Below are 16,343 nucleotides of genomic sequence, written 5' to 3' on the forward strand. Positions count from 1 at the left end.
TGCGCCGCCCGCGCCGGCCCGTGTGCGGGACCGCGGCGTCGCGGCCCGGAGTCAGTGCCGGCGGGTTCCCACGGAGCGGCGCAGCCGGCGCACCGCCGACCTCAGTTCGGTACCGCGTCCGGTGGTCACCCCGGCGGCGGCCGGTACGGGCACGGCTTGCGGCTGGTCTGCGGGCGCGGCCCACAGGGCCAGTTCGGCGTCCCGGTGCCCGCGGGCCGTGTAGGGCGCGCGGACGGGGACGGTCCGGTCGGCACCGTCCGTGCCGCCGGCGGTGTCCGTGTCCCCGCCGCCGTCCGTGCCGGCGGTCTTCCCGTCCCCGCCGCCGTCCGGGACCTCGTGCTCGCCGAAGATCCGCACGGGGTGCGAGGCGTCCCACGCCTCCCAGCCCGGTGTGCCGTCCCGGACGAACCGCACCCAGGACCGGTGCATGGCGTCTGCGAGAGCCTGCGGCGCTCCGTGACCGGCGAGCTTCGCCGACTCCGGCACCTCCCCGGTGTCGAAGACGAAGCCCAGTTCCAGTGCGTGGCAGGCGCCGAGGCCGGGCAGCAGGGAGGGCCAGGCGAACTCGTAGACGTACGACGTCGCGGGGCGGGCGTCGGCGAGACGGTGCAGCGGGACGCGCAGCAGGTGGTCGGTCACCAGCTGGCCCACGATCTCGGCGGTGCCGGCGTCCGGGTGCAGGGCCCGGTAGCCGCGGACGACCTCCGCTCCGCAGTGGCAGCGCGCCATGGCGCCGGCCAGCGCGACCGGGCCGAGCCGGTCGACGCGCTCCAGCAGCCCGCCCGGCACCAGCCACAGCCGGTACTCGTCGCGGGTCCAGCCGAGGAGCAGTTCGGCGTCCCGTGCCGCGCCGCCGTCGGTGAGCGCGGTCAGCGGGTCGGCGGGTACCAGGTCGCCGTCGACGACGATGCCGAAGGACGGACCGCCGAGGACCGGGCTGCTGAGCCGGCCGACCTCGGCCTGGGTCCGCAGCAGCTGCTCGGGGTCGACGGCGGCGAAGGCCTCGGCCGTGGCGGGGACCTTGAGCCGGGCGGCCATCCGCCGGACCATGCGCCGCACCTTGTCGCGGTCCGAGGCCTCCGGCGGCCCGCTCTGCAGGACGGCCCGCCGGAACAGGCCCTGGGCCTGCGGGGCGGCGATCAGGGCGCCGGCACTGATCGCGCCGGCGGACTGCCCGGCCAGGGTGACGCGGCCGGGGTCGCCGCCGAAGGCCGCGATCGTCTCGTGCACCCAGTGCAGGGCGGCGAGCTGGTCGCGCAGGCCCGCGTTGGCGGGGACGTCCGGGAACAGTCCGTACCCTTCGACTCCCAGCCGGTAGTTGACCGAGACGAGGACGATCCCGTCCCGGGCGAAGGCGTGGCCGTCGTAGACCGGAACGGCCGAGGAGCCGCGGGTGAGGGCGCCGCCGTGCAGCCAGACCAGTACCGGCAGCCGGGCGCCGGGGGCGGGGTCGGGGGTCCACACGTTGAGGTTGAGGCAGTCGTCACCGGGGACGACCGGGTCGGACAGGTACTTCTGGAACGCCTCCGAGTAGGGAGGCTTGGGGGCTGTCGGCCCGAAGGCGCCCGCGTCGCGTATCCCGTCCCACGGCTCGGGCGGCTCGGGCGGGCGGAACCGCCGCGGGCCGACGGGCGGTGCGGCGTAGGGGATTCCCCGGAACACGACGACGCCGTCCTCGCGCCTGCCGCGCACGGCGCCGTACCCGGTGGTGACGACGGGGCCCGTCCGGTCTGCTGTCATACGCCCACCAGCCCTTCTGCACGTCACTGTGCCGATAACAACAGAGCACCACACCGGGACGGACTATTCCGCTGCGCGGGGGGCGCGGCAGGGCCATTCGGCGTACCCGGGGCGCGGAAGGCCCGGCGCGCTCCGCGCCGGCGGCTCGTGCCCGGCCACCCGGCGCCCTGGTGCCGCCCCGCGGTCACGCTTCCGGTCCGCGGTCCACTCGCGCAGTCGCCCTGCCGGGGTGACCGACGACCCGCGAGCCGCCGGTCACCGCGCCGCGCCCGGCCCCGCCGCTGACGTACCCGACCCCCGCCGCTGACGCGCCCGGCCCCGCCGCTGACGCGCCGGGCTCCGGTGCGCACGTGCCGCGGCTCCGCTGCCGCGAGAACGGCGTCCGCGCGGGCCGGGCTCCCGCGCGGGGCCGGCCCGCGATCACACGGGCACGCTCCCGGCGGGGACCTCCTGACGCCCCGGGGCCGACCGGGACCGGGCGATGTTGCGTTCCAGCAGGCTGGTGGCCGCTCTGACGCCGACTCCCCGGTCCGCGTCCACCGCGGGCAGGCGGCCGTCGGACGCCTGCAGCTCGGCGAGTGCGGAGTCCACCGCCTCGTGCGCCGCGAACAGGCAGGGGGTGCTGTAGATCGCGACGTCCACCCCCAGCTCGGTCAGTTCGCTGAGGGAGAGGCGGGGCGACTTGCCGCCGCCGATCTGGTTGAACAGCAGCGGCTTGCCGCCGACGACCTCGCGGATGCGGCGGATCCAGTCGACGCTCCGCACCCCGTCGACGAGGACCACGTCCGCCTCCGTGGCGGCGAGCCTCTCGGCACGGCGCAGGATGTCGGCCTCGTCGGTGGCGTCCGTACGCGCCACGACGACCAGGTCCCGGCGGGTCCGCAGTACCTGGTCCAGCTTCTCCAGGTACTCCTCCAGGGGCAGCACCTGCTTGCCGTCGGCGTGGCCGCAGCGACGCGGCCGCTTCTGGTCCTCCAGGATGACGCCGGAGGCACCGATCCTCTCCAGGCCCTCCACCACGTGGCAGGCGACTTCGGGGTCGACGTAGCCGTCGTCGATGTCCACCAGCAGGTGGTGGTGCGGGAAGGCGCCGCGCAGCCGCTGGACGAACGCGACCATGTCCGGCCAGGCGATGAAGCCGATGTCCGGAAGCCCGTAGTAGGAGGCCGCGAAGCCGAAGCCGGAGACGAACATGCCGTCGTAGCGCCGGGCGGCGAGGGAGGCGGAGTACATGTCGTACACACCGATCAGCGGGGTGGTCCCGGCTCCGGCGATCTGCTCGCGCAGTTGGTTCCCGTAAGTCAACATCCGGCTCCTCGGGTGGAATTGGAACAGGTCCGGTCGGGCGCCGCGCCGCACGGCACCCGACATCTCTTTGCCAGGACAATAGATTCCCTGTACCGAAGCAGAACTTCTCCTCGACTAATGCTTTACTCACCCGGACGGCCCAGCCGATTCACCGCAGAAACGTCACTCGGTCCCACTCCCCGCCCCGCGCGCCGCCCATCGCAGCCCTCCGTGCAGGTGAGCCGGGAAGACACGGTCGGAGTAGGCCGCGGACGCGTGTCCGAGAGCGGTGCGGAAGACGCGGTCGCGGGGCCGGGGCAGGTGGCCGGCGCCGGGTCGCGGCGCCGGTTCGGTGCCGCTGTCCGATTCGTTCAAGACCGGAACCGGCGGACGTGCCTAGCGTGGCCGCATGACTCCACGATTCGATGCCGTCGGCCTGGTCGTCACCGACATGGCCGCCTCCGTCGCCTTCTACCGCAGGCTCGGCTTCCCCTTCCCGCCGGGCGCGGAGCACGAACCGCACGCCGAGGCGGAACCGCCCGGCGGAATCCGGCTGCTGCTGGACACCGAGGACGCCGTGCGGTCCTTCCATCCGGCGTGGCGCCCGCCGGCCGGGGGCGGGCCCCGGACCTCCCTGGCGCTGCGCTGCGCCGGACCGGACGAGGTGGACGCCGTGTACGAGGAGCTGGTGGGCGCCGGCAGCCACGGCGAGCTGAAGCCGTGGGACGCCTTCTGGGGGCAGCGGTACGCCGTCCTGCACGACCCGGACGGCAACGCCGTCGACCTGTTCGCCGCGCTGGACCCGGCGTAAGGGCGCCCGCTTACCGCCCTCGGGATCGGGGCACGCCGCTCCTCACCCCCGCCCCTGCCTTCCCCACCGCGGCGCGGGCTTGCTCAGCCGGGCCGTGCCAGCAGCCTGCCGAGCGGCCCGCCGGTCAGCCGGCGCACGTCCCTCGCCAGGTGCGCCTGGTCGGCGTAGCCGGCGCGGGCGGCCGCCTCGGCGTACGGCACTCCGGCCCGGGCCATCGCCAGGGCGCGCTGCAGGCGCAGGATCCCGGCGAGGGTCTTGGGGCCGTAGCCGAACACGGCCAGTGACCGGCGGTGCAGCCCGCGCGCGCCGAGCCCGGTCCCGTCGGCGACGGCCCCGACCGGGCGGCCCGCGGCGAGGGCGGAGACCAGCCGGGGGATCAGAGGGTCGGGCGGGCCGGTGGCGGCCGCCCGGTCCAGGGCCGCCGCCTCCAGTCCGGCCGCCGGATCGGGCGCCGCCTCCACGCGTGCGCGCAGCCGCCGCACCCGGTCGGCGGGCCACAGGTCGGCCAGCTCGACCCGCCGGTCACGCAGTTCGTGGGCCGGTACTCCGAGCAGGGTGGGCGCGGTGCCGGGGAAGAACCGGATCCCCGCCCAGGTCGCGTCCGGCGTCCGCACGGGGTGCGCGCCGGTGTCCGGGCCGGCGACCAGCAACCGCCCGTCGCTCCACAGCAGGTCCATGCAGCCGTCGGGCAGCACGGGCTGCGGGGCGGGCCCGGAGGGCGTGCGGGTCCACACCACGGCCCCGGTCATCCGCGAGGGTCGTTCCCGGTACACGCGGCCAGGTTACGCCGGCCCGCGCTGCCGCCCCGCGGCCCGGAACCGGCGTGCGGTACGCGGCGTCCCCGGGCCGCGGAGCAGGCGGACGGGCCGTCGGCGGGGCGTGGCCGCACGACCGCCGCGCGTCACGGGTCGGGCCGGTCGGCGGGCACGGGAGTTCACTGGAGGTATGGCACGGGACACGAAGGACATGACGGTACTGGTGACCGGCGCGTCCGGTCGCACGGGCAGCCGGGTGGCACGGGCCGCCGAGGCGGCGGGGCTGACGGTGCGGGCCGCCTCGCGTGAGCGGGGCTTCGACTGGCGGGACCGTTCGACCTGGGAGGACGCCCTGCGCGGCGCCGACGCGGCCTATCTGGTCTACCCGCCGGACGTGGGCGTGCGGGACGCGGCTCGGGACGTCGGACTGCTCGCGCACTCCGCGGTGCGGCTGGGGGTGCGGCGGCTGGTACTGCTGTCGGCGCGGGGCGAGCAGGAGGCCCGGCCCACCGAGGAGGCGCTGCGGGAGTCCAACGCGGACTGGACGGTGCTGCGGTCCGCGTGGTTCGCGCAGAACTTCAGCGAAGGGCGCCTGGCGGAGGAGTTGCGGCGGACCGGGGAGCTGGTGTTCCCCGCCGGGGAGGTGCGTGAGCCGTTCGTCGACGTGCGGGACGTGGCGGAGGTGGTGGTGGGGGTGCTGACGGCCGGGGACCGGTACGCCGGGCAGGCGCTCGCCGTGTCCGGGCCGCGGCTGCTGACGTGGGCGGAGGCGGTCAGGGAGATCGGCGCGGCAGCGGGACGCGAGCTGCGGTACCGGCCCGTCGCGGCGGGCGGTTACGCCGCGTACCTGACGGCCGCCGGGGTGGAGCCCCCGGAGGCGGAGTTCCTGGCCGAGCTGTACGGGCAACTGCTGGACGGTCGCAACGCCTATCTCGCCGAGGGCGCGCAGCAGGTACTGGGCCGGGTACCGCGGGACTTCGCCGACTTCGCCCGGGAGGCAGCCGCGGCGGGCGCCTGGGCCGGGTGAACCGCGGCGGGCGCCCGGAGGGGGTCGACCGCGGCGGGCGCCCGGGCAGGCGCGACCGCGGCGGGCACTCGGACGAGGCCGACTGCGGCGGGCACTCGGACGGGGTCGACCGCGGCGGGATCACTTCTCCCCGGTCCGGCCGCCGTCCTCCCCGGCCCGCGGGGAGGCCTTCGCATGGGTACGCAGCCGTCCCGTGACGTCCTCCGGCGGCAGGAAGCGGGACCAGCGCTCGGGGAACTCGGAGGGCATGTCGGCGGGGTCGTCGGGGTCGTCGTGGACGCGGGCGGCGGCCAGCCGGGCCACGTACTCGGTGGCCTCCGACTCGCGCAGCCGCTCGTTGACGGCGCGGGCCGCGGCGGTCGCGGCGGCCGGCCACACCCGGTCGATGGCGGCGTTGACGGCGGCACCGACGAGCACCGCGAAGGCGGACATGCCGATCCACAGCAGCACGGCGACGCCGGCGGCCAGCGAGCCGTAGATGCTGGCGCCCTCGATGGTGTGCTGGAGGTAGATGCGCAGCAGGAAGCTGCCGAGCACCCACATGGCGAGGGCGACCAGGGCACCGGGCACGTCCTCGACCCACGGGGAGCGCACCGGCACCGACACGTGGTACAGCGTCGTCAGGAAGGCGATCGACAGCACGATGACGACCGGCCAGTACAGCACCTGGACCACCGTCGTCGACCAGGGCACGATCCGCACCACGGCGTCCGGGCCGGCCACCATCAGCGGCAGCGCCACCGAGCCGATCAGCAGGGCCGCGACGAACAGCAGGAACGCCACCACCCGGGTCCGCACGATGCCTCGGACCCCGTCCAGGCCGTACATGACGGTGATGGTGTCGATGAAGACGTTCACCGCCCGGGAACCGGACCACAGGGCGAACAGGAAGCCGATGGAGATGACGTCGGGCCGGCCGCCGTTCATCACGTCGTCCAGGATCGGCTGCGCGATCTGGCGCACGCCCTGGTCGGAGAGGACCGTGCGGGAGGCGTCGAGGAGGTTGGTCTCCAGACTGGTGATGGTGTCGGTGCCGGTCCAGGCGTCGACGTAGCCGAGCAGGCCGATCAGGCTCAGCAGCAGCGGGGGCACCGACAGCAGGGTGAAGAACGCGGCCTCGGCCGCGAGGCCGAGGATGCGGTACTCGATGCACGAGTTGACGGTGTCCTTCAAGAGCAGCCAGGCGGTCCTGCGCTTGGAGACGTTCCGGTAGAGGGCACGGGCCCGGTGGAGCCGTCCGGAAGGGCTTTCGGACGGCTCGGCGGGAAACTGACTTGCTGGCTGCACGCACTAAAGGTAGCCGCCGCACGCGGCCGCACCCATCCCCGGTGGCGCCGTTTCCCCGGTCGTCCCGGCCCGGGCCGGGACGCCACGTGTCGGGCCGGTCGTGGGGGCGGGGCCGGCGGGTAGGTTGCCGGGCATGGCAGGCAGCACACATACGGTGACCAACCAGCCTCCGCCGCTGGCCGGATACGACGTCTTCACCGCCGACCGGGCGCTGACGGCGGCCGTCGAGCGGCACCTGGACCCGCGGCTGCTCGACGAGGCCCTCGGGGAGTTGTCGGCGCTCGGGCGGTCGGCCGGCTCGCCGCAGGTGCAGGAGTGGGGCGTGCTGGCCGACGAGCACCCGCCCCGGCTGCGGACCCACGACCGGTACGGCAACCGGGTCGACGACGTCGACTTCCATCCCGCCTGGCACCGGCTGCTCGGCAAGGGGGTCTCCGCCGGCCTGACCGCGGCCTGGTCCCGGCCGGGCGGGCACGTGCGGCGCGCGGCCGGGTTCCTGGTGTGGACGCAGGTCGAGGCCGGGAACGGCTGCCCGCTGTCCATGACGCACGCGGCCGTGCCCGCGCTGCGCGCCGACCCCGCGCTGGCGGCCGAGTGGGAGCCGCGGCTGACCTCCGCCGTCTACGACCGCGAGCTGCGTCCGGCGCACCTGAAGGCGGGCGTGCTGCTCGGGATGGGCATGACGGAGAAGCAGGGCGGCAGCGACGTACGGGCCAACACCACCGCGGCCCGGCCGCTCACCGAGGACGGGGCCTACGAGCTGACGGGGCACAAGTGGTTCTGCTCCGCGCCGATGTCGGACGGCTTCCTGGTGCTGGCGCAGGCTCCGGGCGGGCTGACCTGCTTCCTCGTGCCGCGGGTCCTCCCGGACGGCACCCGCAACGCCTTCCTGCTGCAGCGCCTGAAGAACAAGCTCGGCAACCGGTCGAACGCCTCGGCGGAGGTCGAGTTCGACGGGACCCGGGCGCGCCGGGTCGGCGAGGAGGGGCGCGGGGTCCGCACCATCATCGACATGGTGGCGGCGACCCGGCTGGACTGCGTGCTCGGTTCGGCCGGGCTGATGCGTCAGGCGGTGGCGCAGGCGGTGCACCACTGCACGTACCGCGAGGCCTTCGGCGGTCCGCTCGCCGACAAGGCGCTGATGCGCAACGTGCTGGCCGACCTGGCACTGGAGTCGGAGGCGGCGACGACCCTCGCCCTGCGGCTCGCGGCGGCCTACGACGACGGCGGGGAGCAGGAGCGGGCGCTGCTGAGGCTCGCGGTGCCGGCCGCGAAGTACTGGGTGGCCAAACGCTGTGCCCCGGTGGTGGTGGAGGCGGCCGAGTGCCTCGGCGGGAACGGCTACGTGGAGGAGTCCGGGATGCCGCGGCTGGTCCGGGAGTCGCCGCTGAACTCGATCTGGGAGGGCGCGGGCAACGTCCAGGCGCTGGACGTGGTGCGGGCGCTGCAGCGCGAACCGCGGGCGCTGGACGCCTGCCTCCTGGAGATCGGGCAGGCCAGGGGCGCCGACCACCGGCTGGATGCGGCGGCCAAGCGGCTGCTGACGGATCTGGGCGACCTGGAGCGGGTCGAGGGCCGGGCACGGCGGCTGGCCGAGCGGCTGGCGCTGGTGCTGCAGGGCGCGCTGCTGGTGCGGTTCGCGCCGCCCGAAGTCGCCGACGCGTTCTGCGCGGCGCGGCTGGGCGGCGACGGCGGGTCGGCCTTCGGCACGCTGCCGCCCACTCTGGACCTGGCGTCGGTGGTGGCGCGGGCGCGTCCGGTGGGCTGAGGCGTCGGCGGTCGCGGGGGTGGTGCCGCGCCGACACGGCACCACCCCCGCCGTCGTGGCCCGTCGGAGGCCAGGGACGCCGCACGGGGCGGCGTGGCCCAAGTCTCATCCAGCGCAACGGTGTTCACCAGGGTTGCAGAAGGTTGCAACGCGCCGGGTTCGCCGGTGCGGAGCGTGTCCCTCCGGCAGCGCGGGACGGCAGTATGGGACACGCAGCGGGAACGCTGCCTGCGGAAGCGGACCGGGAAGCGGGAGCCGCGGCCCCGAGGTCCACCGGGTACGACCCGTCCGGGGGAGGGATCCAGTGGCGGACCCACCGATGAACGTGACGCAACTCGTCGCCGTCGACGCGGTGCGCGCGGCGCGGATGCTCAGCGAGATACGTGCGGACGCGCTCGCCGGGCGGCGTACCCGGCTCGCTCCGCGCCCCGTGATCGAGGAGTCCTGGGGGCGCATGCTGCGCGGCGGCGTGGACCCGGACCACGACTTCCGTTCCGGACTGCTGCCGGCCGAGGAGGTGCGCCGGCGCCGCGAGGAGTCTCCGCTACGGCATGTGCTGCCGGTGCTGCGGGAGGGGTTGCTGTCGGTCGCGGACACCGCCCGGCACATCATGGTGGTCGCCGACGCGGAGGGCCGCGTGCTGTGGCGGGAGGGCGCGCCGGCGGTGCTCCGCAAGGCGGACGGGCTGGGTTTCCAACTCGGCGCGGACTGGCGCGAGGACGTCGTCGGCACCAACGGGGTGGGCACCGCGGCGGTGACACGCCGGCCGGTGCAGGTCTTCGCGGCGGAGCACTTCGTCCGCAGCCAGACCTCGTGGACCTGCGCGGGCGCCCCGATCAGCGACCCCCGGGACGGTCGGCTGCTCGGGGTGGTCGACGTCAGCGGGCCGCTGGAGACGATGCACCCGGCCACCCTCGCCTGGGTCGACTCGGTCGCCAAGCTCGCGGAGGCCCGGCTGCGGGAACTGCACCTGCGGTCGCTGGAGGCGCTGCGCGCCGTGGCGGCGCCGGTGCTGGCCCGGTTGGGCGGCCGCTCGCTGGCGGTGGACCGGGACGGCTGGACCGCGGCGGTGTCGGGGATGCCGTACACGAACCGGATCGCGCTGCCGAAGTCGCCGGTGGAAGGCCGCCGGTGGCTGGCGGCGCTCGGTCCGTGCGCGGTGGAGCCGCTCGGCGGGGGCTGGCTGGTGCGGGTGGTGGACGACGCGGGCGTGCCGCCGCCGGGGGCCGCCACCCGGGTCGTGCTGGACCTGTCCCAGCCGCGCCGCTGGTCGGTGGAGGTGTCCGGGGACGCGGGCCGCTGGACGCACGAACTCAGCCCGCGGCATGCGGAGTTGCTGTACCTGCTGGCGGTGCACCGGTCCGGGCGGAGTGCCGCGGGCCTGGCCCGGGACATGTTCGGGGACGCCGGGCGGACGGTCACGGTGCGGGCCGAGATGTCCAGGGTGCGGCGGTATCTCGGCGGCGTGCTGGAGCATCGTCCGTACCGCTTCCGGGAGAGCGCCGAGGTGACGGTGGTGCTGCCGGCGGGCACGCGCGCCCCGCTGCCGTTCTCCACGGCGCCCGGTGTGGTCGGTGCCCGGCACCGGACTCCGTTGCAGTGACGGCGGCCTCGCCCGGGGGCGCGGACGCGGCGGCGGTCGGCTCCGCCTCCGCGTCCCGGCGGGCGGAGCGCGAAACGGGGGCGGAGCGGGGACGGCCGGGGTGCCGAGCAGCGGGGGCCGGAGTGCCGGACAGCGGGGCCGGGGCGCGGGGCGGCGGCCGACCGGCCGGCGGCGCGCCGTCCGCTCGGGCGGGTTTCGGCCGATGCGGCGGGGCGGTCGGCGGTACGGCGCCGCCGTGCGGCCGGGAAGGCCGCGGGGTGCGGCGCGGGCCGTACGGGGGCTTCTTCCCCGTATTTGTGGGGTCTTCGTGCCGGGCCGGGTCCGACTGCCGTAGCATCCCCTACGGGTCGCCCCCACTGCTTCTCGGTCAATGTACTGATCCGCAGGTGCAGTTGGGCGGCCTCGGGAGGAGCTATGACGCATCGCGGCAGACATCGCCGGCGCCGGCGGGGCAAGGCGCTTCGGGCGGGCCTGGCCGGGGCCGCACTGGCCCTGACCGCCGCCGCCACCATGATCAGCACCTCCCAGGCCTCCGTGAGCGACGACCCGGGCGCGCTGCGGCCGCTGGACTCCGCCGCCGGCCTCGCGCCCCTGCGGGAGGACCCGGTGCCGGGGCCGGAGCTGGACCGGCTCGCGGCGGTGATGGGGCCGCCGGTCGGAGTCGGCGCGGTGCTCGCGGAGGCCGACCACTCGCTGCGCAACGCCGCCGACTGCACCGCCGACGACGAGCGGGCGCTCCCCGTCGAGCCGGCCGCCACCCGCTCCTACTGCTTCGGCGCCGCCGACACCCGGGCCTGGAGCGCGGGCGCGGTCACCACCTCCGGGGAGGCCGACCGGGACGGCCTGTGGGGCGGGAACCGGGTGATCCTCTCCGCCTGGTCGCGGGAGGGCGCCCCGGACGGTTCGCCGGGCCCGGCCAGGATCGCGGTCGTGGACGCCAACCACCCGGCCCGCCTGCGCTACACCTGGGCGTTGCTCGCCGTGCCGGTGGACGGGGGGCGCGACTACCGGGCGCTGTCCTCCGCCGTCTCGGGCATGGCGTGGTTCCGGAACCGGCTGCTGGTCACGACCGGCGAGCGGGAGCACGGCGCGCTGTACGTCTTCGACATGGACCGCATCCAGCGCACCACCGTGGACGGCGCGGCGGTCGGCTGGACGGGCGGCGGCTGGTCCGCGGCCGGGGCCCGGTTCGTGCTGCCCGCGGTCGACGCCTACCGGCCGTCCGAGGCGGGGGACCCGCCCCGCCTGGGGGGTCTGTCCGTGGACCGCTCGACGGTGCCGGAGTCCCTGGTGGCCAGCGAGGCGGTACCGGTCGGCTCCGACGGGCCCACCCGGCTGTGGCGTTACCGGCTGGATCCGGGCCCGGGGCGCACCGGCCTGCCGGCCGTCGACCCGGCGGGGCGTGCGGTGCCGGACGCGGCGTACGAGACGGACGTGACCGGCGTGCGGGGCGTGCTGTCGTACCACTCGCGGTGGTACGTCGGGCAGGCGGGCGGGACCCGCGGGTGGCGGGGTGCGCTGTGGCGGCAGGACGCGGAGGGCGCCCGGGGTGCGCGGTGCGGCTCCCGGGTGCGTGCGCACCACTGCTGGAGCCGGGAGCCGCGGTCCCTGTCCTACTGGCAGGAGACCGGTGAGGTGTGGTCGCAGGCCGGGCGGGCACTGTTCGCGCTGCCGCTCGCCTCACTCGACGGTTCCCTGGGGTAGGGGCGCCGCCGGAGCCGGATCGACAGATCGCCGGGGGTGATGGTTCCCTGGCGGTCATGACGAACATCCCCGTGACCACCTGGTCCCTGGAGCAGACGTCGCCGTCCGACCTGCTGCCGGCCGCCGCGCCGGAGCCGGAGGTGGCGGTCGTCCGCTCCGAGGTGCCCTCACCCGAGTTCAGCCGCTTCCTGTACGCCTCGGTCGGCGGGGACATCCGGTGGACCGACCGGCTGGGCTGGAGCCGTCAGGGGTGGTGTGAGCACCTGGACCGGCCGGGCGTGGAGACATGGGTGGCGTACGAGCGCGGCACGCCCGCCGGGTACGTGGAGTTGGCGGCGCAGGACGACGGGGTCGTGGAGATCGTCTACTTCGGGCTGATCCCGGCTTTCCGCGGGCGGCGGATCGGAGGTCACCTGCTGGCCCGCGGGGCCGCCCGCGCCTGGGATCTCGCGGAGCGCTGGCCGGGACTTGCGCCGACCAAGCGGGTCTGGCTGCACACGTGCAGCAAGGACGGCGAGTTCGCCATGGACAACTACCTGCGCAGGGGCTTCCGGCTGTTCGACACCAGGGTCGAGGAGGAGCCGGAGGTTCCGACGCCGGGCCCCTGGCCCGGCGCATATCCTGCTTGACCTGCACTGACAAGGCCCTTTGCGGTCGGTGTGACCGAGGACACCCCTGTCTCGCACAGCGAGACAGGGGTGTCCGCATTCTGGGCAAAGCTGGACTGTGTCCAGATCTCCGTGCCAGGCTTCCGTCATGCCTGGAACTGGAATCGCCTTGGTGAGTCGGCGGCACGTCGACCTCGGCCGCATGTCCAGCGCCATCTGTCCGGCCCGCTGACCACTCCCAGCACCCCGGTTCCCCCCTCTCTCCGCCTGCCTGCGCAAGGATGCGCGCGCATCCCTATGCGCCTATGAACGCGCAGGTCAGAGCCGATTCCGCCTGTCCCGAAGTCCCGAAGGACGTATCCACCATGGCCGCCACCCCGCAGAACCCTGCCGCCTCCGCGCCCCGACGCAAGGTGAGCCGTCACCGCGGCGAGGGCCAGTGGGCCGCGGGTCACTTCACCCCGCTCAACGGCGCCGAGCAGTTCAAGAAGGACGACGACGGTCTCAATGTGCGGACACGCATTGAGACGATCTACTCCAAGCGCGGCTTCGACTCCATCGACCCCAACGACCTGCGCGGACGGATGCGTTGGTGGGGCCTCTACACCCAGCGCAAGCCCGGGATCGACGGCGGCAAGACCGCGGTCCTGGAGCCGGAGGAACTGGACGACGAGCATTTCATGATGCGCGTCCGCATCGACGGCGGCCGGCTCACCACCGAGCAGCTGCGCGTGATCGGCGAGGTCTCCGAGGAGTTCGCCCGCGGTACGGCCGACATCACCGACCGGCAGAACATCCAGCTGCACTGGGTGCGGATCGAGGACGTGCCGGAGATCTGGCAACGCCTGGAAGCCGTGGGCCTGTCGACCACCGAGGCGTGCGGCGACGTGCCCCGCGTCATCCTCGGCTCGCCCGTGGCCGGCATCGCCGCGGACGAGATCATCGACGGCACCCCCGCCATCGAGGAGGTCCACCGCCGGGTCGTCGGCAACCCGGCGTTCTCGAACCTGCCCCGCAAGTTCAAGTCCGCGATCTCCGGCTCTCCGCTGCTGGACGTGGCGCACGAGATCAACGACGTCGCCTTCGTCGGCACCGTCCACCCCGAGCACGGCCCCGGATTCGACCTCTGGGTCGGCGGCGGGCTCTCCACCAACCCCAAGATCGGCGTCCGGCTCGGCGCCTGGGTACCGCTCGACGAGGTCGCCGACGTCTTCGAGGGCGTCGTGTCGATCTTCCGCGACCACGGCTACCGCCGCCTGCGGACCCGCGCCCGCCTGAAGTTCCTGGTCGCCGACTGGGGCGCGGAGAAGTTCCGCCGCGTCCTGGAGGACGACTACCTGGGCCGCCCGCTGCTCGACGGCCCGGCGCCCGCCCAGCCGGTGGAGCGCTGGCGCGACCACGTCGGCGTGCACCGCCAGCAGGACGGCCGCTACTACGTCGGCTTCGCCCCGCGCGTCGGACGCGTCGACGGCACCACCCTGGCCAAGATCGCCGACCTCGCCGAGGCGCACGGCTCCGGCCGGCTGCGCACCACCGTCGAGCAGAAGATGATCGTCCTCGACGTCGAGGAGGACCGGATCCCCTCCCTCGTCGAGGGCCTGGAGGCGCTGGACCTCACGGTCAGGCCGTCCCCCTTCCGGCGCGGCACCATGGCCTGCACCGGCATCGAGTTCTGCAAGCTCGCCATCGTCGAGACCAAGGCCCGCGGCGCCTCGCTGATCGACGAACTGGAGCGCCGCATCCCGGACTTCGACGAGCCGGTCACCATCAACATCAACGGCTGCCCGAACGCCTGCGCCCGCATCCAGGTCGCGGACATCGGGCTCAAGGGCCAGCTCGTCCTCGACGAGCGGGGCGAGCAGGTCGAGGGCTACCAGGTCCACCTGGGCGGCGCGCTCGGCCTGGAGCCCGGCTTCGGCCGCAAGGTGCGAGGGCTGAAGGTGACCGCCCAGGAGCTGCCGGACTACATCGAGCGCCTGCTGAAGCGTTTCCGGGCGGAGCGCGAGGACGGCGAGCGGTTCGCCGCCTGGGCCGCCCGCGCCGGCGAGGAGTCGCTGTCATGAGCGGGCGTGCGGCTCCGTTCCACTGCCCCTACTGCGGCGACGAGGACCTGCGCCCCGGCGAGGAGGGCCCCGGCGCCTGGGAGTGCGGGGCGTGCAACCGCGCCTTCCGGCTGAAGTTCCTCGGGCTGCTCGCCCGTGGGCTGAGGCGGACCGACGACAGAGGGGGAGACGGGACATGACCACGGCCCGGGAAGAGCGCACCGCGGACGATCTGAAGGTGCTCGCCGAGCAGGCGGGCCGCGAACTGGAGGACGCCTCCGCGCTGGAGATCCTGCGATGGGCGGTGGACACCTTCGGCAAGGACTTCTGCGTGACCTCCTCCATGGAGGACGCGGTCGTCGCCCACCTGGCGTCCCGCGTGCTGAAGGGCGTGGACGTCGTGTTCCTGGACACCGGCTACCACTTCCCGGAGACCATCGGCACCCGCGACGCGGTCGAGGCGGTGATGGACGTCAACGTCATCACGCTCACCCCGCGCCGGACGGTCGCGGAGCAGGACGCCGAGCACGGCCCGAAGCTGCACGACCGCGACCCCGACCTGTGCTGCCGGCTCCGCAAGGTCGAGCCGCTCCAGGAGGGCCTGAAGGGCTATCGGGCCTGGGCGACCGGCCTGCGCCGCGACGAGTCCCCGACCCGGGCGAACACCCCGGTCGTCGGCTGGGACGAGAAGCGGCGGAAGGTCAAGGTCTCCCCCATCGCCCGCTGGACCCAGGACGACGTGGACGCCTACGTCGCCGAGCACGGCGTACTGACCAACCCGCTGCTGATGGACGGCTACCCGTCCGTCGGCTGCGCCCCCTGCACCCGCCGCGTCCTCGACGGCGAGGACGCGCGGGCCGGCCGCTGGGCCGGCCGCGCCAAGACCGAGTGCGGGCTGCACGGATGACGACGAACCATCAGGAGACTGACGTGACGAGCGGAGCCACTGTCTGGCTCACGGGTCTGCCGAGCGCCGGCAAGACCACCATCGCGCACGAGCTGGCCGGCCGGCTGCGCGAGGAGGGCCACCGCGTGGAGGTGCTCGACGGGGACGAGATCCGCGAGTTCCTCTCCGCGGGCCTGGGCTTCAGCCGCGAGGACCGGCACACCAACGTGCAGCGCATCGGCTTCGTCGCCGAACTCCTCGCCCGCCAGGGCGTCAAGGCGCTCGTGCCGGTCATCGCGCCGTACGCGGACAGCCGCGAGTCGGTCCGCGAGCGGCACGAGAAGGGCGGGTCGCGGTACCTGGAGGTGCACGTGGCGACCCCGGTCGAGGTGTGCAGCGAGCGGGACGTGAAGGGCCTGTACGCCCGGCAGGCGGCGGGCGAGCTGAGCGGCCTGACCGGCGTCGACGATCCCTACGAGGCCCCCGCGTCGCCCGATCTGCGGATCGAGTCGCAGGACCAGACCGTGCAGGAGTCCGCCGCCGCGGTGTACGCCCTGCTCGGCGAGAGGGGACTGCTGTGAGCGACGCAGTGGCGGCCACCGGGCCGCAGCCGACCAAGCAAGCCGCACCCCTGCGCCGCACGGGCTCAGACGCGGGTGCCCCCGGACACGGTCCGGCGGACAACGAGAGGGGCGCAGCATGACGACCGTCGCCAAGACCACCGAGGGCGAGGACGCCCGGGCCCCGTACGCCCTGAGTCATCTGGACGCGTTGGAGTCGGAGGCGGTGCACATCTTCCGCGAGGTCGCGGGCGAGTTCGAGAAA

At 74.7% G+C, this 16,343-nt stretch carries 15 protein-coding genes and 1 pseudogene; 12 read left to right on the forward strand and 4 right to left on the reverse strand.

Annotation, left to right across the window (positions count from 1 at the left end; all coding sequences use genetic code 11):
* Nucleotides 1-51: 51 nt before the first annotated feature.
* Nucleotides 52-1,740 (reverse strand): carboxylesterase/lipase family protein, encoded by a 1,689-nt coding sequence (locus ACL02U_RS13130; protein ID WP_412790942.1) that lies wholly within the window; start codon nt 1,738-1,740, stop codon nt 52-54.
* A 420-nt stretch (nt 1,741-2,160) separates the two neighbouring features.
* A complete protein-coding gene (locus ACL02U_RS13135; RefSeq protein ID WP_412790959.1) occupies nt 2,161-3,045 on the reverse strand; it encodes an isocitrate lyase/PEP mutase family protein in 885 nt (294 codons plus the stop codon).
* Nucleotides 3,046-3,436: 391 nt separating this feature from the next.
* Here ACL02U_RS13135 and ACL02U_RS13140 point away from each other — a divergent pair, with 391 nt between their 5' ends.
* Nucleotides 3,437-3,838, forward strand: a complete 402-nt coding sequence (locus tag ACL02U_RS13140) for a VOC family protein (RefSeq protein ID WP_412790943.1) — start codon at nt 3,437-3,439, stop codon at nt 3,836-3,838.
* Nucleotides 3,839-3,921: 83 nt separating this feature from the next.
* Here ACL02U_RS13140 and ACL02U_RS13145 read toward each other — a convergent pair whose 3' ends face one another.
* A complete protein-coding gene (locus ACL02U_RS13145) occupies nt 3,922-4,611 on the reverse strand; it encodes a DUF6597 domain-containing transcriptional factor (RefSeq protein ID WP_412790944.1) in 690 nt (229 codons plus the stop codon).
* A gap of 172 nt (nt 4,612-4,783) precedes the next feature.
* Here ACL02U_RS13145 and ACL02U_RS13150 point away from each other — a divergent pair, with 172 nt between their 5' ends.
* Complete coding sequence (locus ACL02U_RS13150; protein ID WP_412790945.1) at nt 4,784-5,620, forward strand: NmrA family NAD(P)-binding protein; 837 nt, start codon at nt 4,784-4,786, stop codon at nt 5,618-5,620.
* A gap of 120 nt (nt 5,621-5,740) precedes the next feature.
* On the opposite strand, the gene ACL02U_RS13155 is transcribed toward ACL02U_RS13150, so the two are convergent.
* Nucleotides 5,741-6,907 carry a YihY/virulence factor BrkB family protein gene (locus ACL02U_RS13155; protein ID WP_412790946.1) on the reverse strand — a complete coding sequence of 389 codons (1,167 nt, stop codon included), beginning with the start codon at nt 6,905-6,907 and terminating at the stop codon, nt 5,741-5,743.
* Between the two features lie 133 nt (nt 6,908-7,040).
* On the opposite strand from ACL02U_RS13155, the gene ACL02U_RS13160 reads away from it, so the two are divergent.
* The 10 genes and pseudogenes from ACL02U_RS13160 to ACL02U_RS13205 all read left to right on the forward strand — a co-directional run.
* Nucleotides 7,041-8,675, forward strand: coding sequence for an acyl-CoA dehydrogenase family protein (locus ACL02U_RS13160; protein ID WP_412790947.1), 1,635 nt, complete (start codon nt 7,041-7,043; stop codon nt 8,673-8,675).
* 319 nt (nt 8,676-8,994) lie between these two features.
* Entirely contained in the window at nt 8,995-10,278 is a 1,284-nt protein-coding gene (locus tag ACL02U_RS13165) for a GAF domain-containing protein (RefSeq protein ID WP_412790948.1), read from the forward strand.
* Nucleotides 10,279-10,692: 414 nt separating this feature from the next.
* Nucleotides 10,693-11,982 (forward strand): hypothetical protein, encoded by a 1,290-nt coding sequence (locus tag ACL02U_RS13170; protein ID WP_412790949.1) that lies wholly within the window; start codon nt 10,693-10,695, stop codon nt 11,980-11,982.
* 56 nt (nt 11,983-12,038) lie between these two features.
* A complete protein-coding gene (locus tag ACL02U_RS13175; protein WP_412790950.1) occupies nt 12,039-12,611 on the forward strand; it encodes a GNAT family N-acetyltransferase in 573 nt (190 codons plus the stop codon).
* A 127-nt stretch (nt 12,612-12,738) separates the two neighbouring features.
* Complete coding sequence (locus ACL02U_RS13180; RefSeq protein ID WP_310887545.1) at nt 12,739-12,822, forward strand: putative leader peptide; 84 nt, start codon at nt 12,739-12,741, stop codon at nt 12,820-12,822.
* Nucleotides 12,823-12,955: 133 nt separating this feature from the next.
* The gene (locus ACL02U_RS13185; RefSeq protein WP_412790951.1) at nt 12,956-14,653 is read left to right on the forward strand and encodes a nitrite/sulfite reductase; all 1,698 of its coding nucleotides are present in this window, start codon (nt 12,956-12,958) and stop codon (nt 14,651-14,653) included.
* Entirely contained in the window at nt 14,650-14,832 is a 183-nt protein-coding gene (locus ACL02U_RS13190) for a hypothetical protein (protein WP_412790952.1), read from the forward strand. The genes ACL02U_RS13185 and ACL02U_RS13190 overlap by 4 nt, the downstream gene beginning before the upstream one ends.
* Nucleotides 14,829-15,539, forward strand: coding sequence for a phosphoadenylyl-sulfate reductase (locus ACL02U_RS13195; RefSeq protein ID WP_412790953.1), 711 nt, complete (start codon nt 14,829-14,831; stop codon nt 15,537-15,539). Before ACL02U_RS13190 ends, ACL02U_RS13195 begins: the two co-directional genes overlap by 4 nt.
* Entirely contained in the window at nt 15,536-16,099 is a 564-nt protein-coding gene (cysC, locus tag ACL02U_RS13200) for an adenylyl-sulfate kinase (RefSeq protein WP_412790954.1), read from the forward strand. Before ACL02U_RS13195 ends, cysC begins: the two co-directional genes overlap by 4 nt.
* A 118-nt stretch (nt 16,100-16,217) precedes the next feature.
* Nucleotides 16,218-16,343: pseudogene (locus ACL02U_RS13205) on the forward strand (sulfate adenylyltransferase small subunit); the annotation flags it as partial.

The sequence above is a fragment of the Streptomyces sp. MS06 genome, assembly GCF_047200655.1.
Classification (GTDB): Bacteria; Actinomycetota; Actinomycetes; order Streptomycetales; family Streptomycetaceae; genus Streptomyces.

What these genes read in the sequence shown, in the direction of transcription:
- ACL02U_RS13130 (WP_412790942.1), bottom strand. Translation starts at nt 1,740, where the DNA reads ATGACAGCAGACCGGACGGGCCCCGTCGTCACCACCGGGTACGGCGCC.
- ACL02U_RS13140 (WP_412790943.1), top strand. Translation starts at nt 3,437, where the DNA reads ATGACTCCACGATTCGATGCCGTCGGCCTGGTCGTCACCGACATGGCC.
- ACL02U_RS13150 (WP_412790945.1), top strand. Translation starts at nt 4,784, where the DNA reads ATGGCACGGGACACGAAGGACATGACGGTACTGGTGACCGGCGCGTCC.
- ACL02U_RS13160 (WP_412790947.1), top strand. Translation starts at nt 7,041, where the DNA reads ATGGCAGGCAGCACACATACGGTGACCAACCAGCCTCCGCCGCTGGCC.
- ACL02U_RS13165 (WP_412790948.1), top strand. Translation starts at nt 8,995, where the DNA reads ATGAACGTGACGCAACTCGTCGCCGTCGACGCGGTGCGCGCGGCGCGG.
- ACL02U_RS13170 (WP_412790949.1), top strand. Translation starts at nt 10,693, where the DNA reads ATGACGCATCGCGGCAGACATCGCCGGCGCCGGCGGGGCAAGGCGCTT.
- ACL02U_RS13175 (WP_412790950.1), top strand. Translation starts at nt 12,039, where the DNA reads ATGACGAACATCCCCGTGACCACCTGGTCCCTGGAGCAGACGTCGCCG.
- ACL02U_RS13180 (WP_310887545.1), top strand. Translation starts at nt 12,739, where the DNA reads ATGCCTGGAACTGGAATCGCCTTGGTGAGTCGGCGGCACGTCGACCTC.
- ACL02U_RS13185 (WP_412790951.1), top strand. Translation starts at nt 12,956, where the DNA reads ATGGCCGCCACCCCGCAGAACCCTGCCGCCTCCGCGCCCCGACGCAAG.
- ACL02U_RS13190 (WP_412790952.1), top strand. Translation starts at nt 14,650, where the DNA reads ATGAGCGGGCGTGCGGCTCCGTTCCACTGCCCCTACTGCGGCGACGAG.
- ACL02U_RS13195 (WP_412790953.1), top strand. Translation starts at nt 14,829, where the DNA reads ATGACCACGGCCCGGGAAGAGCGCACCGCGGACGATCTGAAGGTGCTC.
- cysC (WP_412790954.1), top strand. Translation starts at nt 15,536, where the DNA reads ATGACGACGAACCATCAGGAGACTGACGTGACGAGCGGAGCCACTGTC.